Consider the following 23,179-nt stretch of genomic DNA (forward strand, 5'->3'; position numbering starts at 1 on the left):
CCTCCCTTCACATTGATTACGTTAAATCCTGTGGTGATTATACCATCATGACCAAAGCAAATTCAAGGGTTTTCTAAAGTTTTTTTGTCTCTGTTTCAGGAAATCCTGTAGAATTTCTTCTTTCCGACCCTCAAAACCCTCTCGCCATCAGGCTTTACGGTGAACTTTATGTCCTCCACCCTCTTGCCGTCCAGGTAAACGCCGCCCTGAGAGATGAGCCTTTTCGCTTCACTTCTACTGGAGACCACTCCTATCTTCATCAGAAGATCAACTATGTTCATCTCCTGGGAAAGCTCAACAACGGGCATCTCATCTGGAAGCTCTTTTCTCTGAAAGACCTTCACGAAGTGATCCTGAGCCTTTTTTGCGTTCTCCTCACCATGGAAAAAGCGTGTGATCTCGTAGGCAAGAACCATCTTCACATCCCGTGGGTTGATCTTTCCTTCTTTCATCCTTCTTTCGTAGTCTTCGACCTGTTCTTCGGGGATATCCGTTAAAAGTCGCATGTACTTTATTATGAGTTCATCCGGTATGGACATGAGTTTTCCGTACATGTCTTCTGGTGAATCGTTGAACGCGATGTAGTTTCCGTAACTTTTGCTCATCTTCAGTTTTCCATCCGTTCCCTCGATGATCGGCATCGTCATGACGATCTGCGGCTCCTGACCGTACTCTTCTTGGATCTTCCTTCCGACCAGGAGGTTGAAGAGCTGATCGGTTCCTCCAAGTTCTACGTCTGCCTGAATCGCAACAGAGTCGTAGGCCTGTGCTAGGGGGTACAAAAATTCGGATATGGTGATTGGGATACCCTCTTTGAACCTCTTGGCAAAGTCGTCTCTTTCCAGCATCCTCGCCACCGTGTATTTAGAGGCGAGAACGATCACATCGGCAAACGTCATCCGATCGAGCCATTCGCCGTTGAAACGAAGTTCTGTTCTTTCAGGATCGAGTATCTTGAAGGCCTGTTCCTGGTAGGTCTTTGCGTTCTCGATCACTTCTTCCTTCGTCAGCATGGGTCGTGTTTCGTTTCTTCCAGATGGGTCTCCGATTCTGGCCGTGAAGTCTCCTATGATGAGAACGACCGTGTGACCCAGATCCTGGAATTCCCTCAGTTTTCTGAGCACAACAGCGTGGCCAAGGTGAAGATCGGGCCTCGAGGGATCAACACCGAGTTTTACTCGAAGTTTCCCTTTTCTCTTTATTCTGTCCAGAAGTTCCTCTTCACTCACAAGATCAACCACGTTTCTTTTGAGGATCTTCACCTGTTCCTCCGGTGTCATCCCATCACCTCGTCAGGACGAACGCTGTTACTACGCAGGAGATAAAAAAGAGCACAGAGAGAGCGAGTGTGATCTTTCCTCCGGTGTCGAGGCCTCTCTTTCTTCCAAAAACGGTGTGAAGTCCACCGCTTCCAAAGGCTCCTCCGAGTTCCGAAAACTTCGACATCTGCACCTGGACCATGTAGATTAGGGCTACACTTATGATGGTGTGAACGATGAGGAAAAACGTCTTCATCCACAGCACCTCCCCAGGCATTATAACACAGCTTTCAGGAATCTTCCGGTGTGGGAAGAAGGATTTTTCGAAACCTCTTCAGGTGTTCCAGCTGCCACGATGCGTCCTCCTTCTTTTCCTCCCTCAGGCCCGAGATCTATGATGTAGTCTGCGTTCTTTATGACATCGAGATTGTGTTCTATGACCACAACGGTGTTACCCCTGTCAACGAGTCTGTGAAGGACTTCCACAAGTTTTCGCACGTCTTCAAAATGGAGTCCCACCGTTGGCTCGTCGAGTATGTAGAGCGTTCTTCCTGTGTCTTTTTTTCTCAACTCAGACGCAAGTTTTATCCTCTGTGCTTCCCCGCCCGATAGCGTTGTTGCGGGCTGGCCGAGTTTTATGTAACCGAGCCCCACATCATGGAGAACCTGCAACGTTCTTCTTATAGAAGGAACGTTCTTGAAAAACTCCAGCGCTTCATCCACCGTCATATCGAGTATATCAGAAATGTTCTTTCCCCTGTAAGTCACCTCCAGGGTCTCTTTGTTGTATCTTTTTCCCTTACAGACATCGCACTCTACATAAACGTCTGGAAGAAAGAGCATCTCTATCTTCACATAACCCTGACCCTGGCAGGCTTCACACCTTCCACCCTTCAGGTTGAAACTGAACCTGCTCTTCGTGTAGCCACGGGCTTTTGCGGCGGGCGTCATTGCAAAGAGGGCGCGTATCTCATCGAACACCTTCGTGTAGGTCGCAGGGTTGCTTCTTGGAGTCCTTCCGATCGGTGATTGATCTATCGCGATCACCTTGTCTATGTTCTCAACGCCCTCCAGGGAGTCGAACTCACCGACCGGGAGCTTTGCTCCGTGAAGAACGTTCATGAGGGCAGGATAAAGCGTTTCCATGATGAGTGAGGACTTTCCCGATCCAGAAACTCCTGTCACGCAGACAAAGACTCCAAGAGGAATCTCAACGTCTATGTTCTTCAGGTTGTTGTGGCGAACACCTCTCAGTTTGAGAAATCCGTAGGGACGTCGTCTCACTCCCCAGTGGGGGATTTTCCTTTTTCCGGAGAGGTACTCTCCGGTCAGGGATCCATCCGGGTTTTTGATCAGTTCCTCAACACTGCCCTGAAACACCACACGTCCCCCGTTTGCGCCTCCACCTGGTCCTATGTCTATGATGTAGTCAGCGCTTCTGATGACTTCTTCATCGTGTTCCACAACGATCACTGTGTTGCCAAGGTCCCTGAGTTTCTTCAAAGTCTTCACCAGTTTTTCTGTATCTCTGGGGTGAAGCCCGATCGTGGGTTCGTCGAGGACGTATATGACCCCCGTAAGACCGGATCCTATCTGCGTTGCGAGTCTTATTCTCTGGGACTCTCCACCCGAAAGAGTGGTGGCGGATCTTGAGAGGTTCAGATACCCAAGGCCAACGTCCATGAGGAACTCAAGTCTCTTTTCGATCTCGTTCAAAAGTTCCCCAGCGATCTTTCGCTCTCTTTCTGTGAGTTTCAGGTTCCTCAGGAATTCAAGTTCCTCTTCTATGGAAAGCTCGGTGAACTCGTGTATGTTCAGGTCGTTTATCCTAACAGAGAGAGCCTCTCTGTTCAGTCTTTTTCCATCACAGAGAGAACACGTTCTCTGAACGACGAAGTTCTTCTCCAGCCACTCTTTCATCTCGGAAGACTCGGTTTCCCTGTGCCACCTTTCAACCTTCGGGACCACTCCTTCGAAACGGTCATCGCCGTAAAGTACAAACCTTTTTGCTTCTTCCGGAAGGTTTTTGAAAGGAACCTCGGCAGAAAATCCTCTTTTTTCCAGCTCTCTTGCCACCCACCTTGAGAGTCTTCTGTCCCACCTGTAGGGGATGATCGCACCATCCAACACACTTTTTTCTTCGTCCACCACAAGCGACGGGTCCACCTCGAAGGTGAAACCGAGTCCATGGCAGTTGGGACACGCTCCGTACGGACTGTTGAACGAAAACAGTTTCGGTGTGATCTCGGGAAAACCGATTCCACACACGGGGCACATGAGGTTTTCGCTGAAGGTTCTGCTCTCTCCGGTGTCCGCGTTTCTGACCTCCACAAATCCCTTTCCTTCTCTCATCGCAAGTTCCAAACTGTCCAGTATTCTGTGCTCGTTTTTCCCCTCCAGGATCAACCTGTCGACCACCAGTTTCACCGTGTGCCTTCTGTTCTTGTCCAGTTCGGGCACCTCTTCGAGCCTGTACATTTCCCCGTCTATCTCGATCCTCGTGAATCCCTTTGAGATGAACTCTTCGATCTCTTTTTTGAAGGTTCCCTTCTTCTCCGTTGCGATGGGGGCGAGGATGTAGATTCGACTTCCCTCTCTGAACGAGTTGAACAGATCTTGAAGGATTTCGTCGACACTTTTCTTCTCGAGCGGCCTGCCGCACTCAGGGCAGTGTGCTTTTCCTATCCTGGCGTAGAGAACCCTCAAGTAATCGTAGATCTCCGTCACCGTTCCCACCGTGGATCTGGGGTTGTGCGAGACCGTCTTCTGATCTATGGCGATGGAGGGGGAGAGCCCTTCTATTTCGTCTACATCCGGTCTTTTGAGTTCTCCAAGGAACTGTCTTGCGTACGTGGAAAGGGACTCCAGATACCTCCTTTGTCCCTCTGCATATATGGTGTCCATCGCAAGAGATGACTTTCCCGAACCCGAAAGTCCCGTTATGACAACGAGTTTGTTCTTCGGTATTCTCACCGTTATATTCTTCAGGTTGTGCACCCTTGCCCCTCTCACGACGATCTCGTTCATGTGACCACCCCCAGGATGAGGGCGCCGAAGACCAGTGTGAGTGCCAGTGGGAAAAAGACTTTTCTGAGAATCTCAAACACCTCTACTCCAAAGAACTTTGCGGAAAGAACCACACAGAGATGAACCGGAGACAGTATAACACCGCCCACGGCAAACATATAGGTATATATGGCGTACTCTTTGCTGAACATACTGAGAACAACGGGCAAAGATATACCGACCGCCGCCTGTGTTATCCCCGTGGAGACACCGGATACGAAGGGAAGAAAAAAGAGAAGAAGAAGCGGAGAGATGTGCCATTCCAGAAACTCGTGGGCGATTCCTTCTCCCACATTCAGGGTGTCGATTGCGACTTTGTAGCAGTAAACAAGAAAAAGCACAACAAGAATATCCCACTTCATGAAGGTGCTCTTCAGGGCGCTCAGGAAGAACTTCCTTCTGAAGATGGTGTACCCTGCTGTGTTCAAAAGAAGGGCAAGCCAGCCCGGCATACGGAACGCCAGGATCATAAGACCCGTTCCGATGATGGGAAAGAGCACAAAAAGATTGGAAATGGAACCTGGACTCGACAGACGGGGAATCTGCATTCCGTTGAAAAACAGCCATCCCGTTATGAAGGCGAGGGCAAAAACGGGAAACAGTTTTAAAGAAACGCTGCTCACATGGACACCGGAAAGTTCCGATACGAGCACCACTGCGGGGTATATGGGCCAGAAGAATTCTATCGTGTGTCTGAACCAGTAGTTTTTGACGGCAAGTCTCAGGGGATTCTCATCTGGAAGGGAGTTTTTCACCATTGGAGCGGTGAAAAGTGCACCACCTGGCATCGGCATGAGTCCGATGAGAGCGGGAACGAACGAATCCACGTTTTTGGAGAAGATGTTTCTCATCTCTTCAGAGAATTTCCTGTAGTCACCGGATGATTCCATCATACCGGAAAGAAGATAGATCAGAAACACGGTTGACAGAAGAGACCAGAACGAAGAAGATGTCAGAACACGCAGTGCAATTTCTGTCACGCTGGAAATTCTCAGTATGAGAAACAGGACAGCCACTCCGGACAAGAGAGAAAGTGAAAGTTTCTTCAGGATTCTCTGTGTGATAACGATCGTTATCAGAGAGGTCACCACGGAGAGGGTGTACAACTGCATCGACCTCCATCAAAGAAAAAGAAGAAGGGGATATCCCCCTTCTCTTTTTGGAGCGGGCGACGGGATTCGAACCCGCGACCCCCAGCTTGGCAAGCTGGTGCTCTACCACTGAGCTACACCCGCCTACTCTATCTTGGTGCGAGAGGTGGGACTTGAACCCACACGGGCTTCAGCCCACTGGATTCTAAGTCCAGCGCGTCTGCCAGTTCCGCCACTCTCGCACCGCTGGTGACCCGGGTGGGATTCGAACCCACGACCCCCTGATTAAAAGTCAGGTGCTCTGCCTGCTGAGCTACCGGGTCGCCGGTACAAATGATATCACAGACTGCAGAGGATTTCAAGGGGGAAAAGTTGAGGATGAAATCTTTTGGTGTTAAAATATCCAACAAAGAGGTGATGTCAATGACCGGTGTGTGCGTTGGATCCTCGAGCGTCTCTTTCTACAGTAAAAGCGAGAAGGGTAATCTTCCCCACAACGGAGATCCACTTGCACTCCTTTCTTCTATGATACCCACTTTTCTTGAAAAAGGCCCTGTTGTCCTCACAGGGCGAAAAACAAGAGAAGTGATAGACCTTCCTCAGATCTCCGAGGCCGAAGCAACGGAGGTTGCCTACAGACACCTTATGGAGAAATACGGTCGGGTGGAGGCCATAGTCAGTGCGGGCGGGGAAAACACTGTACTCTACAGGGTGAATGAGAAAGGAATCATAACGGGTATATACACGGGTAGCAAGTGTGCCTCGGGTACGGGTGAGTTTTTTCTGCAACAACTTCAGAGAATGGGAATCTCCCTCGAGGAAGCAAACAGGGTGAACGTGGAAGACTATTACGAACTCTCCTCCAGATGTACGGTTTTCTGCAAAAGTGATTGCACACACGCACTGAACAAGGGTGTGCCAAAAGAATTGGTTCTGAACGGTCTTGGAAAGGTGATGGCCGACAAAATCGTTGAACTCGCACACAAAGCGAACGTGAGAAAGATCCTGCTTGTTGGAGGTACGACCAGGAACAGACTGATGCTGAAGCACCTGAGAAAATTTCTCGACGTCGTTGTTCCTGAGGAAGCTCTGTTCTTCGAAGCCTTCGGGGCATATCTCTGGGGGATCGCAAACAGGATCGAAACAAAACGCACTTTCGTGATAAAGGAGGAAAAAAGATCCAGCTTTCCCACACATGAACCCCTGAGAAAGTACACTCATCTGGTGGAGTTCAAGGAGATGCCCTTTCAGGAAGCGAAAGATGGTGACGTGTGTATTCTGGGAATAGATGTTGGATCGACCACCACGAAGGCTGTTCTGATGAGATACGAAGACAACGCCATTCTGGCCGGTGTGTATTTGAGAACCCTAGGTGATCCCATAAGGGCGGCACGACAGTGTTACACTTCGATTCTTGAACAGTTGAACGGAACCAGGGTGAGGATAATCGGTCTTGGTGTTACAGGTTCTGGAAGAAAGATCGTGGGACTTTACTCCCAGACCGATGCCGTCTACAACGAGATCATGGCCCATGCCAGAGCGGCGGCCCACTTCGATCCGGAAGTGGACACCATCTTCGAAATAGGCGGCCAGGATGCAAAATACACCTACCTGGTGAACGGTGTGCCCACCGATTACGCCATGAACGAGGCGTGCTCTGCCGGAACGGGATCCTTCCTCGAGGAGGCCGCAGGAGAATCTTTGAGGGTTCATTACACGGAGATCGGTGATCTTGCCATGAGAGGTGAAAACCCGCCGAACTTCAGCGACCAGTGTGCCGCTTTCATAGGAAGTGATGTCAAAACCGCTGTGAACGAAGGAATTTCCAAAGAAGACATCTGTGCGGGACTTGTGTATTCCATTTGTATGAACTATCTGAACAGGGTAAAAGGAAACAGACCCGTTGGGAAGAAGATCTTCATGCAGGGTGGTGTCTGTTACAACAGGGCCGTTCCCATTGCCATGGCTGCCCTCGTCGGAAAAAAGATCGTGGTTCCCCCACATCCCGGCCTGATGGGTGCCTACGGTGTAGCACTCCTCACCAAAGAGAACCTGGCACTCGGATTTTTGAAAGAGAAAGAATTCGATCTGAAAGAGTTGATATCCAGAGAGGTCAGATACAGAGGAACGTTCATCTGTCCTGGTGGAAAGGAAAGGTGTGACAGAAAGTGTGAAATCAGGATCATAGAGATCGATGGAAAGAGATTTCCCTTCGGTGGTGCCTGCAACAAGTACGAAAACGTGGTAAGACATCTGAACGTCGACAGCACGAAGTACAACTTCGTGAAGAAAAGAGAAAGGTACATCTTCGATTTCGAGCGTGCAAAAGGTTCATCGAAGACGATCGGTCTGAGCAAGTCCCTTGCGATGAACAACCTGTTTCCTCTGTTCTACACGTTTTTGGAGGAACTGGGATTCGAGGTGATCGTTCCTGAAAGATCCGACAGACGCGGCTGGGAAATGAAGAACTCCGAGTTCTGTTTCCCGGTGGAACTTTCCCATGGATACATGTACGACCTTCTTTCGAAAAATCCGGATTTGATCTTCGTTCCCAGAATACGTGGAATAAAAGTGGAAAATTCCGAGAACTACAACGTCTTCTGTCCCTTCGTCCAGAGTGAAGCGGACTGGCTCTCATCGGCCTTTCCGTCTTTGAAAGAAAAACTCGTGACGGAGTACTTCGACTTTTCACGTGGAGATGAGAGAGAACGGTTCCTCGAACTGGCAGAAAAGCTCGGAAAACCGAAAGAAGAAGGGGAAAAAGCCTTCGAAAAGGCCCGGACAGTCTTTCGCGAGAGGTTCGAGTCGATAAAGAAGCAGTGGAACGATTTTCTGAAAGTCCTCGAAAGTTCAGAGTTTGGAGTCGTTCTCTTCGGAAGGTCCTACAACGCGTTTTCTTCCGATGCGAACATGGGTATTCCCGAGAAATTCGCCACCCGCGGAATACCCATCATAAACTTCGATTCTCTTCCTTTCGAAAAAGAAGATGGTTACAGGAACATGTACTGGTCCTGGGGAGAGATGATACTGAAGGCGGCCCGATTCGTCGAAAAGCATCCGAAACTCTTCGGTGTCTACATCACCAACTTCAGCTGTGGGCCAGATTCTTTCATTATTTCCTACTTCAGAGACATCATGGGGAAAAAGCCTTCCCTGGTGCTGGAACTCGACAGTCACACAGCGGATGCGGGCGTGGAAACGAGAGTGGAGGCGTTCATCGATATAGTGAGAAGTTACCTCAAACTGAAGAAAAAAGAAGAAGGAAAGGGTCCGGTGAAAAGACCCTACACCGTTCTGGAAAAGGACAGACTATATGTCATCACGCCAGATGGAAAGAGAAAAACGCTCGACGACGAGCGTGTGAAGGTTGTCTTTCCTTCGATGGGACAGTTCGGTTCTCAGTGTCTTTCTGCAGCGTTCAGATACCACGGTGTCAGATCCGATGTGTGTCCACCACCGGATGTGGAGGAGTTCAAGCTCGGAAGGGGAAACTCTCTGTCGAAGGAGTGTCTGCCTCTTCAACTCACCCTTGGAAGTCTCATAAAGTACGTGAAAGAGAAAGCGAATCGGGACGAAATCGTTCTCTACTTCATGCCGGAGACGATGGGACCATGCAGATTTGGACAGTACAGCGTCTTCATGAACCTGTGGCTGGACAGAAACAACGTGGAAAACGTAACGCTCTTTGGACTCAACTCGGAGAACGCTTACGCTGGTCTGGGAACTGCCTTCAGGATAAGGGCATGGCTTGCGGTGGTTGTATCGGACGTCTTCTTCGATGTAGAACGCGGTGTGATGACGCTTGCGAAGGACAGGGAAGAAGCAAAGAAGGTTGTGGAGGGCTGTAAAGAAAAGATACTGCTCAGTCTGGCGAACGATCCTCTGAGAAAGTTCTTCAAAACGCTCGAGGAAGTTGCGGGGATACTTTCGGGTGTTGAGAAGAAAATGGACTACGAACACGCTCCCAAGGTGCTTCTGACAGGTGAAATATACGTCAGAAGGGACGAATTTTCCAGGAAGAACCTGGAAGAACTCATGGAGAAAAACGGGATCATCATGCACATCTCTCCCGTTCACGAATGGATCTACTACACGGATTATCTCTTCCTGAACAGGTTGATCTCACCGGACTCCACAGGAATGGACAGACTGAAAAAACGTGTGGAGGTGCTGGTGAAAAGGTACATAGAGAAACGAGTAAAAAAGACCATGGAAAAAACGGGCTTTTACAGGGGTCACATGGTGAACATAAGGGAAATCGTCAGATCCGCCAGAGACTATCTGAATCCAAGGCTCACGGGTGAAGCGATCCTCACGATCGGAACGATTCTTCACGAGATAGTGGAGCACTACGATGGTATCATCTCCATCGGACCGTTCGGCTGCATGCCGAGCAGAATAGCAGAAGCCATCGTGAAGAGAGGATTGGAAGAGTTGAAACACAAAGCAAAAGGGAAGATCAAGAAAGTGCTGGAAGAGTTCGGAGACCTTCCGGTGATACACATAGAGTCCGACGGAAACCCGTTCACTCCAACCGTCCAGAGTAAGTTAGAAGCCTTCATGTTCCAGGTGAGACGCTTGAGAAACTACCTCAACGGCGTGATCGACAGCCTGGGTGTTGTGGAGGAATTTTCAGAGAGTGCTTCGGAGAAGATCAGAGTTGATTCATGAGGATCTCCAGAGTATGCTTTTCTAGTTCTGAAAAGAGAGGATCTGAGAGAACTTCGAGTGTTCTCGGTTTTGGAAACGGCACCGAGATCTCTTTCAATACCTTCGTGGGTCGTGGGGAAAGGACCAGTATCCTGTCGGAAAGGAACACGGCTTCTTCCACGTCATGTGTGATCAGTATGGCGGAGCTTTTCATCCTGTGTATCTCTTCTGAAAGCCATATCTGAAGTTTCTTTCTCGTGTACGCGTCGACCGATGAGAAGGGTTCGTCCAGTACCAGAAGGTCTTTTCCGGAGAGCACGGCCCTGAGGACCGAAAGTCTCTGTCTCATGCCTCCACTTAACTGGTAAGGACGCTTGCCTTCGAAGCCCGAAAGTCCGAACCTTTCGATCAGTTCTTTCACGTTTTCTGCGGCTTTTTTGCCTCTCAGAATGAGCGGAAGGGTGGCGTTTTCGTAGACCGTCATCCAGTCGAAGAGCACGTCTTTCTGAGGGCAATATCCCACACTGGATGTGGGGATCATCACGTTTCCTTCGTACGTGATGAGACCGAGAACGGCCTTCACGATGGTCGTCTTGCCACAACCGGATGGTCCAACAAGGGAGAGGATCTCTCCCTCGAAAAGATCCAGGGAGAGATCCTCCACCACCGGAAGATCGCCGTATCGAACTTTCAGATTCCTCACCGAGATCACGGGAGAAACTCGTTCGTGAAGGCCTTCGTCACGTCTATCATTTCCTTCAAAAAGCCCGTCGAATATAGCCATTCTGCGTATCTCCTCCACACCTCTTCCTTCTGGTATCCCCACTTTTCGGCGTCTGCCTTATACTGTCCGGCGAGGTACTTCTGGGATTCGATGACTATCTTTTCATCGAGTTCCGGAGCGTACTTGAGCAGAATCTTTGCAGCCTCAACAGGATGCTGAATGGCGTATTCGTAGCCCCTCGCTGTTGCTTTCAGAAATCTTCTCACAAGGTCTGGATTCTTCTCTATCAGGGATTCGCTCGTTATGAGAACAGGTGTGTAATAGTCGAAGACCTCGTCTATTTCCCGAAGGGGGAGGAATTCTATCTCTATTCCTTTCACCTTGCTTGCAACACCGTCCCATCCGTAGAAGATCCAGGCAAAGTCGAACACATCGTTCAGGGTTCCCGCGAAAAAGTCCATCTGTCCAACGTTCACGAAAATCACCTTCGAAGGATCAGCACCGTATTTTCTCATGATGTACTCTATCGTTGCTCTTTCTATAGGAGATCCCCACGTTCCGTATTTTTTTCCTTCCCAGTCTTTCACGCTATTTATTCCTTCGCTCTTCAACCACGCAAATCCCGATGTGTTGTGCTGTATTACGGCGGCTATTGAAACGATGGGAAGCCCCTCTCCCCGGGCGAGAGTGACTGCTTCCTGGTAACTGACACCGAATTCTGCTTTTCCACTGGCCACGATTTGCTCCGCTGTGAGCCTGGAGGGCTGTACGATCTCCACGTTCAGACCTTCTTCTTCGTAGTATCCAAGGTCCCTGGCAACGTAGAGTCCCGTGTGATTCGTGTTTGGATACCAGTCCAGAACGACCGTTACTTCCTCTGCAAAAAGGGCGAGGGGGATCAGGAAGAGAAGAACCAGGATCTTCTTCATGCTACCATCCTCCTTTCCTCAAACCACGGCGTGAGCCTTCTTGAAAGCAGATCCACCATCTTGAACACAGCCACACTCAGGATCACCACTATCACGATGGAAACAAAGAGTCTGTCTGCTCTGAACGTGTTCATGGCTCTGATCATGTAGATTCCAAGTCCCTTCTCTGCTCCAAGCCACTCACCTATGACGGCGGAGACCACGGCGTAGGTGGCAGATATCTTAAGCCCAGAGAAAACGTAGGGAAGCGTATGGGGTATTATCAGATATCTGTAGATCTGTGTTCTGGTTGCTTTCATCACCCTGAAAAGGTCCAGTGCGTCCGGATCAATCGTTCTGAATCCCTCCAAGGTGTTGAGAGCCACGGGAAAGAGTGTCACGAAAGCCACAACGCCCACCTTCGTTCCGATTCCAAGTCCAAACCAGATGACCACAAGTGGTGCCACAGCGACTATGGGAATTGCCTGTGAAACGATCAACACGGGATAGAGTATCTCTCTAATGAACTGGAAAGTGTCCATCAGAACAGCGAGTCCCACACCGATCACAAGACCGATTGCAAGGCCAGAGAGGGACTCAACTATGGTGTACAGACTGTGGACGAGCAGTATTCTCCACTGTGAGATCATCTCGGAGACGATGGAGGACGGCTTTGGGAGAAGATACTGCGGCACATTCGAAAACTCCCACACGACCAGAACGGCAATCAGAAAGATCCACTTAGCGGTACTTCGATACCTTCTCCTCAATGGTGATACCTCCAGATCTGTAGTCCACGTCGAGCTGGAGAACGAACCTCTTTGTGAAACTTTCAAGGTATCTTGCGAGTTCCTTCACTCGATCCATGATCTCGTTGAAATCTCCCTCCACCGTTGTGCTGGATGGTCCCACTTCGTACTTCATGCCCCACGATGCTATTTTTTCTATGGCTTTGTCGATCACCTCGTGGAGCCTTCCGTCTTCCACGGCAGGTACTACTTTTATGGAAACTGTAACCTTCGGCACACTGCCACCTCCAATTCGGTTCTTCTAATTTTAATTGTATCATAGTATAATGGAACCGGGAGGGATGTGTATGCCAAAAAAGGTGACGAAAGAAGACGTTCTGAACGCTCTGAAAAACGTGATAGATTTTGAATTGGGACTGGACGTGGTGAGTCTTGGCCTGGTGTACGATATCCAGATCGATGAACAGAACAACGTGAAGGTGCTCATGACGATGACAACTCCCATGTGCCCTCTGGCGGGTATGATCCTCTCCGACGCGGAAGAGGCCATAAAAAAGATAGAGGGCGTTGGAAACGTGGAGGTGGAGCTCACTTTCGATCCGCCATGGACACCAGAAAGAATGTCACCGGAGTTGAGAGAAAAGTTTGGGATCTGATCAGAGAACTCTCACCCAAACTGAGGGATGTGACGGAAAACCCTGTTCTGGAGACCATCCTGATAGTGGTAAAGGTTCTCGGAGCGAGAAAAGAAGACGTTATCGCAAAAGACATCATCGTTTCGGAAAAAGAAAAGAATATCGTCAAAGAACTGGTGGAAAAGAGAGCAAGCGGATATCCTCTCCATTACATCCTTGGAGAGAAAGAGTTCATGGGACTTCCTTTTTTCGTGGAAGAGGGTGTATTCATTCCAAGACCAGAAACGGAAGAACTCGTTGAAATGGCACTCGACCTGATCAAAAGATACAGTTTAAGGGTAGTTGCCGATGTAGGAACCGGAAGTGGTGCGATCGGAGTGAGTGTTGCGAAATTTTCTGGGGTAACCGTTTTTGCAACGGACGTTTCTGAAAAAGCGGTGGAAATCTCACTGAAGAACGCAAAAAGACACGGCGTTCTGGATCGATTTGTGGTGAAACGTGGAAGGTTTCTGGAACCATTCGAAAAAGACTATGGGAAAATAGAGATGATTCTTTCCAATCCTCCCTATGTGAAGAAGAATGCCATACTCCCGCGAGACGTTCTTTTCGAGCCTTCGGAAGCCCTCTTTGCGGGCAAAGACGGACTTGACTTCTATAGAGCGTTCTTCAGAAGGTACAACACAGAAGGAAAGATCATTCTCATGGAGATAGGGGAGGATCAGGTGGAAAAGTTGAAAACCATATTACCAGACGCATCCTTTCTCAAAGACACATCGGGCAGGTACCGTTTCCTTTACCTCAACCGACGTTTCTCTTGAAAAGCTGCAGGATCAGTCTGACCTCTCCCACTGTGATACCGAGTTTTTTGGCGATGTCTATCTCGGAAAATCCTCTGTCGTACATGGAAACGATCTTTTTTTCTATTCCAAAGTCCTTTTCCGTATCCTCAGATTCTTTTTGTAGTTTTTGTTCTTCTTTCTTCTCCTCAGTGATCTCCGTTTTGGGAAGTTCCAGTCGTTCCATCTCCGACATCTTCACCATCAACTTCGACATGACGGTGTTCGCTTCTGATATGAGTCTTCTGATCTCCTGGGTTTTTCTCTCAAGTAGTTCCAACCTGTTTGCAGACATGTAGCGGAACTTTCCCATGAGTTCCATTATTCTCTCTTCGATTTCCTCTCTGTCCAGTTCTCTCTGTCCGTTTTCTCTTCCAAGGAGAAGGTAGGTCCATGAAAAAACCACCGTGCCCAGTGTCGATAAGACAACAAGGTAGTCGAGAAAGCTCATGAAATTCCTCCCTCTTTCATCACATTGTTGGCGAACTCGACAACATCCTTATTGTACTTCAGAGTGGCCAGGCCATCAAGCGGAGTTTCTCCCATGTTCACGATGACCAGTTTTCCTCCACCGCGAACGGTTATGAGGGGAAGTTCGGCAGCCGGATACACGACCAAAGAAGATCCCATCACGATCATCAAACCGGCTTTCGATGAAAGACGGATTGCCTCGTTCAGGGCGTTCTGAGGTAACGCCTCTCCAAAGAACACGATGTTCGGTCTGATCAAACCTGAACAATCGTCGCACCTTGGAACGCTGGCTTTTTCGAGTTTCTTCATAACGTCTTTCACCGTGTATTCTTTTCCACATTTTGTGCAATAGTACTCTTCAACGTTTCCGTGAAGTTCTACGACCTTTCTGCTTCCTGCTTTTTGATGGAGTCTGTCTATGTTCTGTGTGATGACGGCCTCTATGAGCCCCCGCTCTTCCAGTTTTGCCAGCAGAACGTGTGCAGGGTTTGGATTTGCGTCCAGCATCGGGAAGATACCCTCTTTTGCGAATTCATAGAATTTTTCGGGGTGAGAGTAGAAGAAGTCTATATCGAAGACGTTCTGCGGGTACTTTCTGTATATACCCTGTGGTCCTCTGAAGTCGGGAATACCACTTGGAGTACTTATTCCGGCTCCTGTGAGCACAACCGTGAGTCTGGATTCATTCAGAAGTTTCAGAAACTCCTTCATTCTCTGTCACCTGCTTGAAGATGACGCTTGGAAATCTCATAGGCTCTTTTGGTCTCCATATCAGAATGTTGTTTTCCCTCTCGGTTGGAGTGGGGAAGATCGATATCACCGTGGCGTCTTCTGGCAGCTTCATAACGATCTCTGTCTCTCCTGGCACGTTCAGTGTGAGACTTCCCATACTCGTGTCCAGAACATCACCGTTCAACTGGGCAGCGCCCTTCAGAAAGGTGGTCTCTGTGACCTCGAGCATGCCTCCAGAGTCGCTAACGCTCACCTTGTAATCCAGTGGAATTATCTCTCTTCCGACCTCTTTGCTGACCTGAGAGAAATACTCGTTCAGTCCCTCTTTGGAGGCGGAGGCGTAGTTTGCCCTGTACTCTTCCTTTTTCTTTTCGTCTTTGAAATACAGCTTCGCGTTCGTGGTGAACGTCGCATTTCCAGAATAATCGTACTCCATCGTGCTCTTGTAGTATACTATTTCAAAGGGAGCTCGTCCTCCCAGAAAGAAAAACAGAAACTCCACAAGCATGAAGACTACCATGATGATGAGTAAGATGTAGATGGTTTTTGAACTCAACGCTCTCACTCTCCTTTTTTAATTAATGTTACCACAGAAAGCGGAGGGATAAAAGTTGAGAATCCTGAGCGGTATGAGACCAACGGGAAAACTTCACATAGGTCACCTGGTGGGGGCTTTGGAAAACTGGGTGAGACTTCAGGAAGAGGGAAACGAATGTTTCTATTTCGTAGCTGACTGGCATGCCTTGACGACTCACTACGACGATGTTTCCCGGCTGAAAGAGTACACCCGGGATCTGGTGAGAGGGTTTCTCGCCTGCGGAATAGATCCTGAAAAGTCCGTGGTGTTTGTCCAGTCCGGTGTGAAAGAGCACGCAGAACTTGCACTTCTGTTCAGTATGATAGTCTCTGTGTCACGTCTTGAGAGAATTCCCACCTACAAAGAAATAAAGAAAGAACTCAATTACAAGGACCTTTCTACCGCAGGATTCCTCATATACCCTGTTCTTCAGGCGGCAGATATTCTGATATACAAGGCCGAAGGAGTACCGGTCGGTGAGGACCAGGTTTACCACATAGAGCTCACAAGGGAGATCGCAAGAAGATTCAACCACCTGTACGCAGAGGTGTTTCCCGAACCGGATGCCATCCTCTCCAGGGTACCCAAACTTCCGGGAACGGATGGAAGGAAGATGAGCAAAAGTTACGGAAACATCATAAACCTTGAAATCTCAGAGATCGAACTGGAAAGAACCATTCTGAGAATGATGACAGATCCTGCCAGAGTGAGAAGAACAGACCCGGGAAATCCTGAGAACTGTCCTGTCTGGAGGTACCACCAGGCGTTCGACATCAGTGAAGAGGAGAGCAAATGGGTCTGGGAGGGTTGTACAACGGCCAAAATAGGGTGTGTTGACTGCAAAAGGCTTCTTTTGAAGAACATGAAGAAGAAACTGATACCGATCTGGGAGAATTTCTCCAGAATAGACGAAGATCCACGCTATGTGGACGATGTGATTCTTGAAGGAACGAAAAGGGCCAGGGAAGTGGCCAGGCAAACCATGGAGGAAGTGAGAAAGGCGATGAATCTCATGTTCTGAGGTGAAAATATGGAACTTGTTTTCAGGCTTCCTGTTTTCGAGGGCCCTCTTGATCTTCTACTCTATCTTGTGAGGAAAAAGAAGGTGGACATCAGACAGGTTCCCATATCTCAACTTGCGGATGAATTCGTCGAATATCTGGAACACATGAAGAGACTGGACATGAAGATCACGTCGGATTTTCTGGAGATGGCGTCCACCCTCATGGAACTGAAATCCAAACTCCTCATCCCTAGGGTGAAAGAAGAAGAAAAGGAAGAAGTGGAAAGAAAACGTGAGGAGTTGTACAGAAAACTGGAAGAGTATTCAAAGGTGAAAGAGATCGTCCAGAGGTTAAAAAAAGAACCATCCCTTTTGAAAAGAAAACCCGTTCGGTTGAAAATACCCTTCTTTGAAAAGATAGAAAGGCTGGAGAAGTTCAGAGAGATCCTGGAGCGCATCTGGAAGGAAGAGGCCCTCCGTGAGTCCGTCCATCGTGTGAGTAGTGAGGTTTTCTCTGTGGAGGACATGATGGAAAAGATTCTGGAAGAGATAGAAGAGGAAGAAGAAATCTTTTCCTTACTTTCCAGGGCAAAGGGTGTTTATGAACTCATAGTGAGGTTGCTTGCCATCCTGGAACTTGTGAAGATCGGAAAACTCGTTCTTCTCGAAGACATGAAGATCAGGAGGTTCGTCCATGCATCTTAAAGCTGCCATTGAGGCCTTACTGTTCGCATCAAGCGGTGTATCACCGGAGAAACTGGCGAAGGTCCTCGAAACAAGCGAAGAAAAGGTGAAGGAGATACTCGAAGAGCTGGTCAAAGAGTACGAAAAGCCAGAACACGGAGTTGCTCTGAGAGAGGTTGGGGGAAAGTATCGGTTTTACACGAAGCCCGAGTACGCGGATCTTGTTTCCAGAATGTCCAGACGAAAGTACAGAAACCTCACCGAATCACAGATGGAAGTTGTGGCGCTGCTTCTTCTTTCCGGACCACTGCCAAAGAGCGAGATAGACGCGTTCAGGGGGAAGGATTCGTCGAACGTTCTGTCTTCCCTTCAGAAGATGGGAGTGGTCCGTAAGAAACGACACGGAAGAGGCTTTCTGTACCAGCTTTCTCCCTCTTTCGTTGAGAGTGCCATGCTGGACGAAATGCTGAAGGAAGTTTCACAGAAGCTCAGCGGCGATGGTGGCCAGCCTTGATCTTTCTCCTTTCTCCAGTTTTATAACGGCGGAAAGATCCGATTCGAGAAGTCTAAGGGCTGCGTAGACCAGTCCGTTCGTATCCTTGTCCAGATAAGGTGTGTCTATCTGGTACGGATCACCGACCAGAACGATCTTTGTATCCTCTCCAACGCGTGTGAGAATCGTTTTCACCTCGTGCGGGGTGAGGTTCTGTGCCTCGTCTATGATGATGAACTGCTTCGGAATCGTTCTTCCCCTGATAAAGGAAAGGGCTTCTACCTCCAGAAGATCCTGTTTTTCCAGTTCTTTGATCTTCAGGCCAGAGAGGGACGAGATCAGTTCCAGGTTATCCATGATCGGTTGCAGCCAGGGTTTCATCTTCTTTTCCAATTCTCCCGGAAGGTAGCCCACATCCCGTCCCATGGGAACCGTGGGGCGAGTCACGATCAGTTTTCTGTATCGTTTTTCCACCAGGACCTTGTAAAGACCGACTGCGAGGGCCAAGAGGGTCTTTCCCGTTCCCGCTATTCCCACAAGGAACACGAGTGGAATCTCATCGTCCAGGAGTGCATCCATGGAAAAGATCTGTTCTCTGTTTCTAGGAGATATTCCCATTATCTCGAAGGGTTTAACGCGAAAGATTCTTCCTTTTCTGTATTTCCCGTAAAGTTCCCCCAGATCGATGTAGAAGTTGTCGAGGAGATCCAGATCTTTTTCGACCACTTCTTTGTTTTTCAACGCTCTTTTGAGGTCTTCATCGTGGAGTTCTACGTAGCCTTTCGGCATGGTTTCCAGTTCCGATCTGTCAGTGAGATAATCCTGGGCAGGTATACCGAGGGAGTCTGCCTTCACACGGAGGTTTATGTCTTTGCTGACGAGAATAGTAGGAATTTTCTCCCTGTTGATGAGGTCCAGTACGTACGAGAGAATGATGTTGTCCATGTACCTTTCATGGAGAAAGTGGGGTGCTCCTTCCACTTCCCTTTCCAGCACATGAACACGCAACACTCCTCCGTTCTCCAGAGGCACTCCCTTTCTGAGGTTTCCCTTCCTTCTTAGTTCATCCAGACGTCTTATCACCTCACGGGCGTTCTTACCCACGCTGCCGTGTTCTCTCTTCAGTTTGTCTAGTTCTTCCAGGACTGGAAGGGGAACGATGACGTTGTTGTCTTCAAAGGAGAATATGGAATCCGGATCGTGGATCAGAACGTTCGTGTCGAGGACGTAGTTCTTCACCATTGTCTTACCCCCATTTCTTTCGTATAAAATCGTCCACCTTGTGTTCGCCAAGCAATTTCACGAGCCGAACAAAAACCTTTGCCGTCACCAGGGCATCGGAGAGTGCCCTGTGTTCTATCCTATCTCTTATTCCCAGTTTTTCGCAGAGCCACTTCAGTGAATGCGGTCTTCCGAAGACCTCCTGGGAGATGTCCAGTGTGTCTATGTAGGCGTTCGTCAGTGGAAAGTTTCTGGTTTCTTTTGCCATCATATCGAGGAACGTGAGATCGAAGTTGGCGTTGTGGAAGACGAGGACGGTTCCTTTCACGTAGTCTCTGAAACGTTCATAAACCGTTCCCATATCGGGGGCCTCTTCCACCTCTTCGTTGCTGATTCCGTGTACTTTCTGTATCAGGGCGGGTATTCTAACGTGGGGATTCACCAGAGAGTGAAACGCCCTGTTCGAAAAGATCTTTCCTTTGAATACGGGAACAGCGGCTATCTCGATGATTCGGTCCCCACCAAAGGGATCTGTTCCGGTGGTTTCTGTGTCCACGACGCAGAAAATAATGTCGTTCCATATCATTGCCTAACACTCCTCATACTTCGATTCCAAAGATCCTGCGGGCAATCACCCCAACCAAGAAAGAGAAAGCGGCAACACCAAAACTGAGAAGGAACATCTCCAGAAAGTAACTGCCGAATTTCTTCTCCTTGACCACAGAAACGAAGAAGGTGAAGAAAAGGACAACAAGAGTGGCACCGACCAGGGTGAAAACCAGAGCCACGAAGGGATTTTTCAGAACGATAAAGGGAGCCACCAGTATTGCCACGGTGACCATGTAGGCAATACCTGTGTACAGTGCGGCCTTCAGAGGACTGGTTTTCCCGGTTTGTTCTTCTGCTCTCTGGGAGAGATACTCAGAGGCGGCCATGGAGAAGGCGGCTGCTATGCCCGTTATCAGGCCAGAAAGCCCCACTATCTTGGTGTTCTGAAAGGCGAATGTGAGCCCCGCAAGTGCTCCTGTCAACTCAACCAAGGCATCGTTGAGGCCAAGAACCATGGAACTGACGTAGTTCAGGCGCTCCTCGTCGAGCATGTTCAGGATTTCTTCTTCGTGCTTCTCTTCGTCTTTCATGATCTTGACCACTACGGGAATGTCTATCTTCTCGTAGGCTTTTTCAGCCTTTTTCTCGTTTCTCTCCATGAGTTTCAGGGCAAAGGTAAGACCAAACAGGGTGGCAAGCAGGATGTACCAGAAGACTAGAAGTATCGATGGCTTTGTCTCTTTCCCTGTGATCTTTCTGAATATCTCGTAGTGCCTTTTTTCATCTTCGGATATGGAAAGAAGGATCTCTGCGTTCTTTCCAGAACTTTTCTTTGCCAGTTTCCTGTAAACGTGATACTCTGTGATCTCTTTCCTCTGAAACTCAAGTATTTCCTTCAACGCTCACTTCCTCCTCGACGGGATTGAAACACCTCACGAAGTGATTTTCTTCTATCTCAACGAGCTCTGGCAGCTCGGCTAAACATCTGTCGACCCTCCTTGGACATCGTGGCAAGAAGGGGCACACGGGTGGTATGTCCACCATCCTGGGGGGTTGGCCGGGTATGGATTCGAGTTTTTCCAACCTTTTATCAACTCTTGGCACACTTTTCAGAAGCATCTTCGTGTATGGATGTCGTGGAGAATAGAAGATCTGATCGGACGTTCCTATCTCCATCTGTCTTCCACCGTACATCACCATGATCCTGTCCGCCATGGACGCGATCACACCGAGGTCATGCGTGATGAACAGAAGACCCGTTTTGAACTCTTTCTGCAGTTCTTTCATGAGTTCGAGGATCTGAGCCTGGATGGTGACATCCAGCGCGGTTGTTGGCTCGTCCGCTATGAGTACACTGGGGTTGCAGGACAGAGCGATCGCTATGACCACCCTCTGTCTCATACCGCCGGAAAACTCGAAGGGATAGTTGTTCATTCTCTTTTCTGGCTCGGGTATCCCAACGAGTTCCAGCATTTCAACGGCTCTGAGATAGGCCCTTCTTTTGTCGTATCCCAGATGATACTTGATCGTTTCCATGAGCTGATCACCGATTGTATAGAGAGGGTTTAAAGACATCATCGGATCCTGGAAGATCATAGCGATTTCCTTCCCACGAATTCTGTGCATATCTTTTTCGGAGATCTTCAGAATGTCCTGTCCTCTGTAGAGTACCTCTCCACTCACGATCTTTCCCGGAGGTTTTATGAGACGCATGATGGATTTTACCGTCACGCTCTTTCCAGAGCCTGTTTCTCCGACGATTCCAAGCACTTCGTTGGAGTTCAAAGAAAAGCTCACATCGTTCACGGCCTTGACTATGCCCTCTTCCATGTAGAACCACGTGCTCAGGTTCCTCACCTCAAGAAGTGCTGCCAAAGTCTTCACCTCCTAAGGACCAAAAAGGACGAGTTCCTCTGTTTTTGGATCGTACCTTGCAACACACTCATCTTTGAGAAACAGATAGATATCTCCACAGTAATATCCGTTCTCGAAGAAAGAACTATCTCCTCTGAAAAAGCTGTCCAGTGCCCTTTCCAGTATCACATCCTCTGTGGCGATTTTTGTTTCGGTGGCCGAAAGAGCAACTTCTTCCTGAAACAGAGATTCAGCCAGTCTCCTTGCCTTTTCCTTCTTTTCTTCGCTCCAGTCTAGGTGCAGGACTATGTCGTTTGGTGGCAGGATCACCCTGTCTTTCTCTATCACCAAGGTGTTTTCTTCGTTGTCCACAAAAGAGAACCTGTAGTATTTCTCTGTCAGGATCTTTTCCACCATTTCTTTAATCTCGTAATCTTTCACGTAGATTTTCTTCACATCCCACTTGACCCTGAAAAGCAATATAACGATCGCTATTGAAAGCAGAATGAACCAGTGTCTTTTCATCGCAACTCACCCGGGAAATGACAAGCGACGAAGTGCCCTCCTTCGATTTCCCGAAGGGGGGGTTCTTCCCTGGCACAAACGTCCTTTGCAATGGGGCACCTTGGGTGGAATCGGCATCCAGAAGGAGGATTTATCGGACTCGGCACATCTCCTTTCAGTATAATTCTCTTTCTCTTTTTGTTTGGATCGGGTATCGGTATCGCCGACATCAGGGCCACGGTGTATGGATGCAGAGGATTCTCAAACAAGGCCTTTTTTGGAGCGAGTTCTACTATCTTTCCGAGGTACATCACGCCGATTCGATCGCTGATGTGCTTCACGACGGCAAGGTCGTGAGAGATGAAGATGTAGGTCAGTTTGTGTTCTCTCTGAAGGTCCTCCATGAGGTTTATGATCTGGCTCCTTATGGAGACGTCGAGGGCTGCCACTGCTTCGTCTGCCACAACGAGTTTTGGTTCCAGTGCAAGAGCCCTCGCAATGCCTATTCTCTGCCTTTGACCCCCGGAGAACTCGTGGGGGAACCTGTAGATGTAGGCAGAGGGAATGCCAACGTCTTCGAGGATCTCTTTGACCCTTTCTTCCACTTCTTTACCGCGTGCGAGTCTGTGAGTGACAATTCCTTCTCTCACAATGCTCCTCACCCTCAGTCTCGGATTCAAGGAACTGTACGGATCCTGGAAGACAATCTGCATTTCTCTTCTGAACTTTCTCCTTTTCTCCTTCAGATCATCGAGAAGGAGAGCCATGAACTTCTTCGGTGAGGCCTTCGCCTCTTCGAAGAAAAGGTGGGCGTACTTTTTGTCCACTCCATCGAGCTTTTCTATGTCATCTTCTTTCATCTTTTTGAACCTTTCCACATAAGTCTTTCTTATGTAGTCCTTTGCCCTGGACCGGCTCATGAAGTAGTAAGTTGTGTCTTCTCCATCAACGATTATTCGCCCCGATGTTGGCTCGTACAGTCTCAAAAGGGTCATTCCAACCGTTGTTTTGCCACATCCTGACTCTCCCACCAATCCAAAAGTTTCACCCTCGTTTATACTGAAACTCACACCATCCACCGCTTTGACCCATCCGACGATCCTCTTGAAAACACCAGCCCTTATGGGGAAGTATTTCACGAGGTTTTCTACTCTCACGATTTCTTTGCTCACG

Annotated in this window: 22 protein-coding genes, 3 tRNA genes and 1 pseudogene; 6 read left to right on the forward strand and 20 right to left on the reverse strand. The window is 48.7% G+C overall.

Annotated elements, in window-relative coordinates:
• Positions 1 to 73 precede the first annotated feature (73 nt).
• From tyrS to AS006_RS03170, 7 genes and pseudogenes are all read right to left on the reverse strand, one after another.
• Positions 74 to 1,280: pseudogene (gene tyrS / locus AS006_RS03140) on the reverse strand (tyrosine--tRNA ligase).
• 4 nt (positions 1,281 to 1,284) lie between these two features.
• Positions 1,285 to 1,515 (reverse strand): preprotein translocase subunit SecG, encoded by a 231-nt coding sequence (gene secG, locus AS006_RS03145; protein WP_101512923.1) that lies wholly within the window; start codon positions 1,513 to 1,515, stop codon positions 1,285 to 1,287.
• Between the two features lie 20 nt (positions 1,516 to 1,535).
• Positions 1,536 to 4,286: an excinuclease ABC subunit UvrA gene (gene uvrA / locus AS006_RS03150; protein WP_101512924.1), complete on the reverse strand. Its 2,751-nt coding sequence runs from the start codon at positions 4,284 to 4,286 to the stop codon at positions 1,536 to 1,538.
• Complete coding sequence (locus tag AS006_RS03155) at positions 4,283 to 5,437, reverse strand: TIGR00529 family membrane protein (RefSeq protein ID WP_101512925.1); 1,155 nt, start codon at positions 5,435 to 5,437, stop codon at positions 4,283 to 4,285. Before AS006_RS03155 ends, uvrA begins: the two co-directional genes overlap by 4 nt.
• Positions 5,438 to 5,485: 48 nt before the next feature.
• Positions 5,486 to 5,560, reverse strand: a tRNA-Gly gene (locus tag AS006_RS03160).
• An 11-nt stretch (positions 5,561 to 5,571) separates the two neighbouring features.
• A tRNA-Leu gene (locus AS006_RS03165) sits at positions 5,572 to 5,658 on the reverse strand.
• 5 nt (positions 5,659 to 5,663) lie between these two features.
• Positions 5,664 to 5,739, reverse strand: a tRNA-Lys gene (locus AS006_RS03170).
• Positions 5,740 to 5,839: 100 nt separating this feature from the next.
• Between AS006_RS03170 and AS006_RS03175 the strand changes: the two genes are divergently transcribed.
• Positions 5,840 to 10,087, forward strand: coding sequence for an acyl-CoA dehydratase activase (locus AS006_RS03175; RefSeq protein WP_101512926.1), 4,248 nt, complete (start codon positions 5,840 to 5,842; stop codon positions 10,085 to 10,087).
• Here the strand turns inward: AS006_RS03175 and AS006_RS03180 are convergent.
• From AS006_RS03180 to AS006_RS03195, 4 genes are read right to left on the reverse strand one after another with little or no spacing between them, the layout of a single operon-like run.
• The gene (locus AS006_RS03180; protein ID WP_101512927.1) at positions 10,071 to 10,778 is read right to left on the reverse strand and encodes an ABC transporter ATP-binding protein; all 708 of its coding nucleotides are present in this window, start codon (positions 10,776 to 10,778) and stop codon (positions 10,071 to 10,073) included. The genes AS006_RS03175 and AS006_RS03180 overlap by 17 nt on opposite strands.
• Positions 10,775 to 11,719 (reverse strand): ABC transporter substrate-binding protein, encoded by a 945-nt coding sequence (locus AS006_RS03185; protein ID WP_101512928.1) that lies wholly within the window; start codon positions 11,717 to 11,719, stop codon positions 10,775 to 10,777. Before AS006_RS03185 ends, AS006_RS03180 begins: the two co-directional genes overlap by 4 nt.
• On the reverse strand, positions 11,716 to 12,468 hold the full coding sequence (locus tag AS006_RS03190) for an ABC transporter permease (protein WP_101512929.1): 753 nt from the start codon (positions 12,466 to 12,468) through the stop codon (positions 11,716 to 11,718). Before AS006_RS03190 ends, AS006_RS03185 begins: the two co-directional genes overlap by 4 nt.
• Entirely contained in the window at positions 12,440 to 12,724 is a 285-nt protein-coding gene (locus AS006_RS03195; protein WP_101512930.1) for an MTH1187 family thiamine-binding protein, read from the reverse strand. Before AS006_RS03195 ends, AS006_RS03190 begins: the two co-directional genes overlap by 29 nt.
• A 70-nt stretch (positions 12,725 to 12,794) precedes the next feature.
• Here AS006_RS03195 and AS006_RS03200 point away from each other — a divergent pair, with 70 nt between their 5' ends.
• Positions 12,795 to 13,103 carry a metal-sulfur cluster assembly factor gene (locus AS006_RS03200; protein ID WP_199167330.1) on the forward strand — a complete coding sequence of 103 codons (309 nt, stop codon included), beginning with the start codon at positions 12,795 to 12,797 and terminating at the stop codon, positions 13,101 to 13,103.
• Positions 13,052 to 13,900, forward strand: coding sequence for a peptide chain release factor N(5)-glutamine methyltransferase (prmC, locus tag AS006_RS03205; RefSeq protein ID WP_101512932.1), 849 nt, complete (start codon positions 13,052 to 13,054; stop codon positions 13,898 to 13,900). Before AS006_RS03200 ends, prmC begins: the two co-directional genes overlap by 52 nt.
• Here prmC and AS006_RS03210 read toward each other — a convergent pair.
• From AS006_RS03210 to AS006_RS03220, 3 genes are read right to left on the reverse strand one after another with little or no spacing between them, the layout of a single operon-like run.
• Positions 13,881 to 14,369 (reverse strand): DUF6115 domain-containing protein, encoded by a 489-nt coding sequence (locus tag AS006_RS03210; RefSeq protein WP_101512933.1) that lies wholly within the window; start codon positions 14,367 to 14,369, stop codon positions 13,881 to 13,883. The genes prmC and AS006_RS03210 overlap by 20 nt on opposite strands.
• Entirely contained in the window at positions 14,366 to 15,100 is a 735-nt protein-coding gene (locus tag AS006_RS03215) for an NAD-dependent protein deacylase (RefSeq protein ID WP_101512934.1), read from the reverse strand. Before AS006_RS03215 ends, AS006_RS03210 begins: the two co-directional genes overlap by 4 nt.
• Positions 15,072 to 15,677 carry a DUF4897 domain-containing protein gene (locus tag AS006_RS03220; protein WP_199167332.1) on the reverse strand — a complete coding sequence of 202 codons (606 nt, stop codon included), beginning with the start codon at positions 15,675 to 15,677 and terminating at the stop codon, positions 15,072 to 15,074. The genes AS006_RS03215 and AS006_RS03220 overlap by 29 nt, the downstream gene beginning before the upstream one ends.
• Before the next feature lie 55 nt (positions 15,678 to 15,732).
• Here AS006_RS03220 and trpS point away from each other — a divergent pair, with 55 nt between their 5' ends.
• Genes trpS through scpB form a run of 3 tightly spaced genes read left to right on the forward strand, consistent with a single transcriptional unit; the run spans position 15,733 to position 17,899 of the window.
• A complete protein-coding gene (gene trpS / locus AS006_RS03225) occupies positions 15,733 to 16,719 on the forward strand; it encodes a tryptophan--tRNA ligase (RefSeq protein ID WP_101512936.1) in 987 nt (328 codons plus the stop codon).
• A 9-nt stretch (positions 16,720 to 16,728) separates the two neighbouring features.
• The gene (locus tag AS006_RS03230; RefSeq protein WP_101512937.1) at positions 16,729 to 17,406 is read left to right on the forward strand and encodes a ScpA family protein; all 678 of its coding nucleotides are present in this window, start codon (positions 16,729 to 16,731) and stop codon (positions 17,404 to 17,406) included.
• Positions 17,396 to 17,899 carry an SMC-Scp complex subunit ScpB gene (gene scpB, locus AS006_RS03235; protein ID WP_101512938.1) on the forward strand — a complete coding sequence of 168 codons (504 nt, stop codon included), beginning with the start codon at positions 17,396 to 17,398 and terminating at the stop codon, positions 17,897 to 17,899. The genes AS006_RS03230 and scpB overlap by 11 nt, the downstream gene beginning before the upstream one ends.
• On the opposite strand, the gene AS006_RS03240 is transcribed toward scpB, so the two are convergent.
• From AS006_RS03240 to AS006_RS03265, 6 genes are read right to left on the reverse strand one after another with little or no spacing between them, the layout of a single operon-like run.
• Positions 17,864 to 19,120, reverse strand: coding sequence for a PhoH family protein (locus tag AS006_RS03240; RefSeq protein WP_101512939.1), 1,257 nt, complete (start codon positions 19,118 to 19,120; stop codon positions 17,864 to 17,866). The genes scpB and AS006_RS03240 overlap by 36 nt on opposite strands.
• 4 nt (positions 19,121 to 19,124) lie before the next feature.
• Entirely contained in the window at positions 19,125 to 19,685 is a 561-nt protein-coding gene (locus AS006_RS03245; protein WP_101512940.1) for a PolC-type DNA polymerase III, read from the reverse strand.
• A gap of 13 nt (positions 19,686 to 19,698) precedes the next feature.
• On the reverse strand, positions 19,699 to 20,547 hold the full coding sequence (locus AS006_RS03250) for a VIT1/CCC1 transporter family protein (protein ID WP_101512941.1): 849 nt from the start codon (positions 20,545 to 20,547) through the stop codon (positions 19,699 to 19,701).
• The gene (locus AS006_RS03255; RefSeq protein WP_199167334.1) at positions 20,531 to 21,523 is read right to left on the reverse strand and encodes an ABC transporter ATP-binding protein; all 993 of its coding nucleotides are present in this window, start codon (positions 21,521 to 21,523) and stop codon (positions 20,531 to 20,533) included. The genes AS006_RS03250 and AS006_RS03255 overlap by 17 nt, the downstream gene beginning before the upstream one ends.
• A gap of 12 nt (positions 21,524 to 21,535) precedes the next feature.
• Positions 21,536 to 22,027, reverse strand: a complete 492-nt coding sequence (locus AS006_RS03260; RefSeq protein ID WP_101512943.1) for a hypothetical protein — start codon at positions 22,025 to 22,027, stop codon at positions 21,536 to 21,538.
• Complete coding sequence (locus tag AS006_RS03265; protein ID WP_101512944.1) at positions 22,024 to 23,178, reverse strand: ABC transporter ATP-binding protein; 1,155 nt, start codon at positions 23,176 to 23,178, stop codon at positions 22,024 to 22,026. Before AS006_RS03265 ends, AS006_RS03260 begins: the two co-directional genes overlap by 4 nt.
• Between the last annotated feature and the right edge of the window lies 1 nt (position 23,179).

Source organism: Thermotoga sp. SG1, from assembly GCF_002865985.1.
Lineage (GTDB): Bacteria > Thermotogota > Thermotogae > Thermotogales > Thermotogaceae > Thermotoga.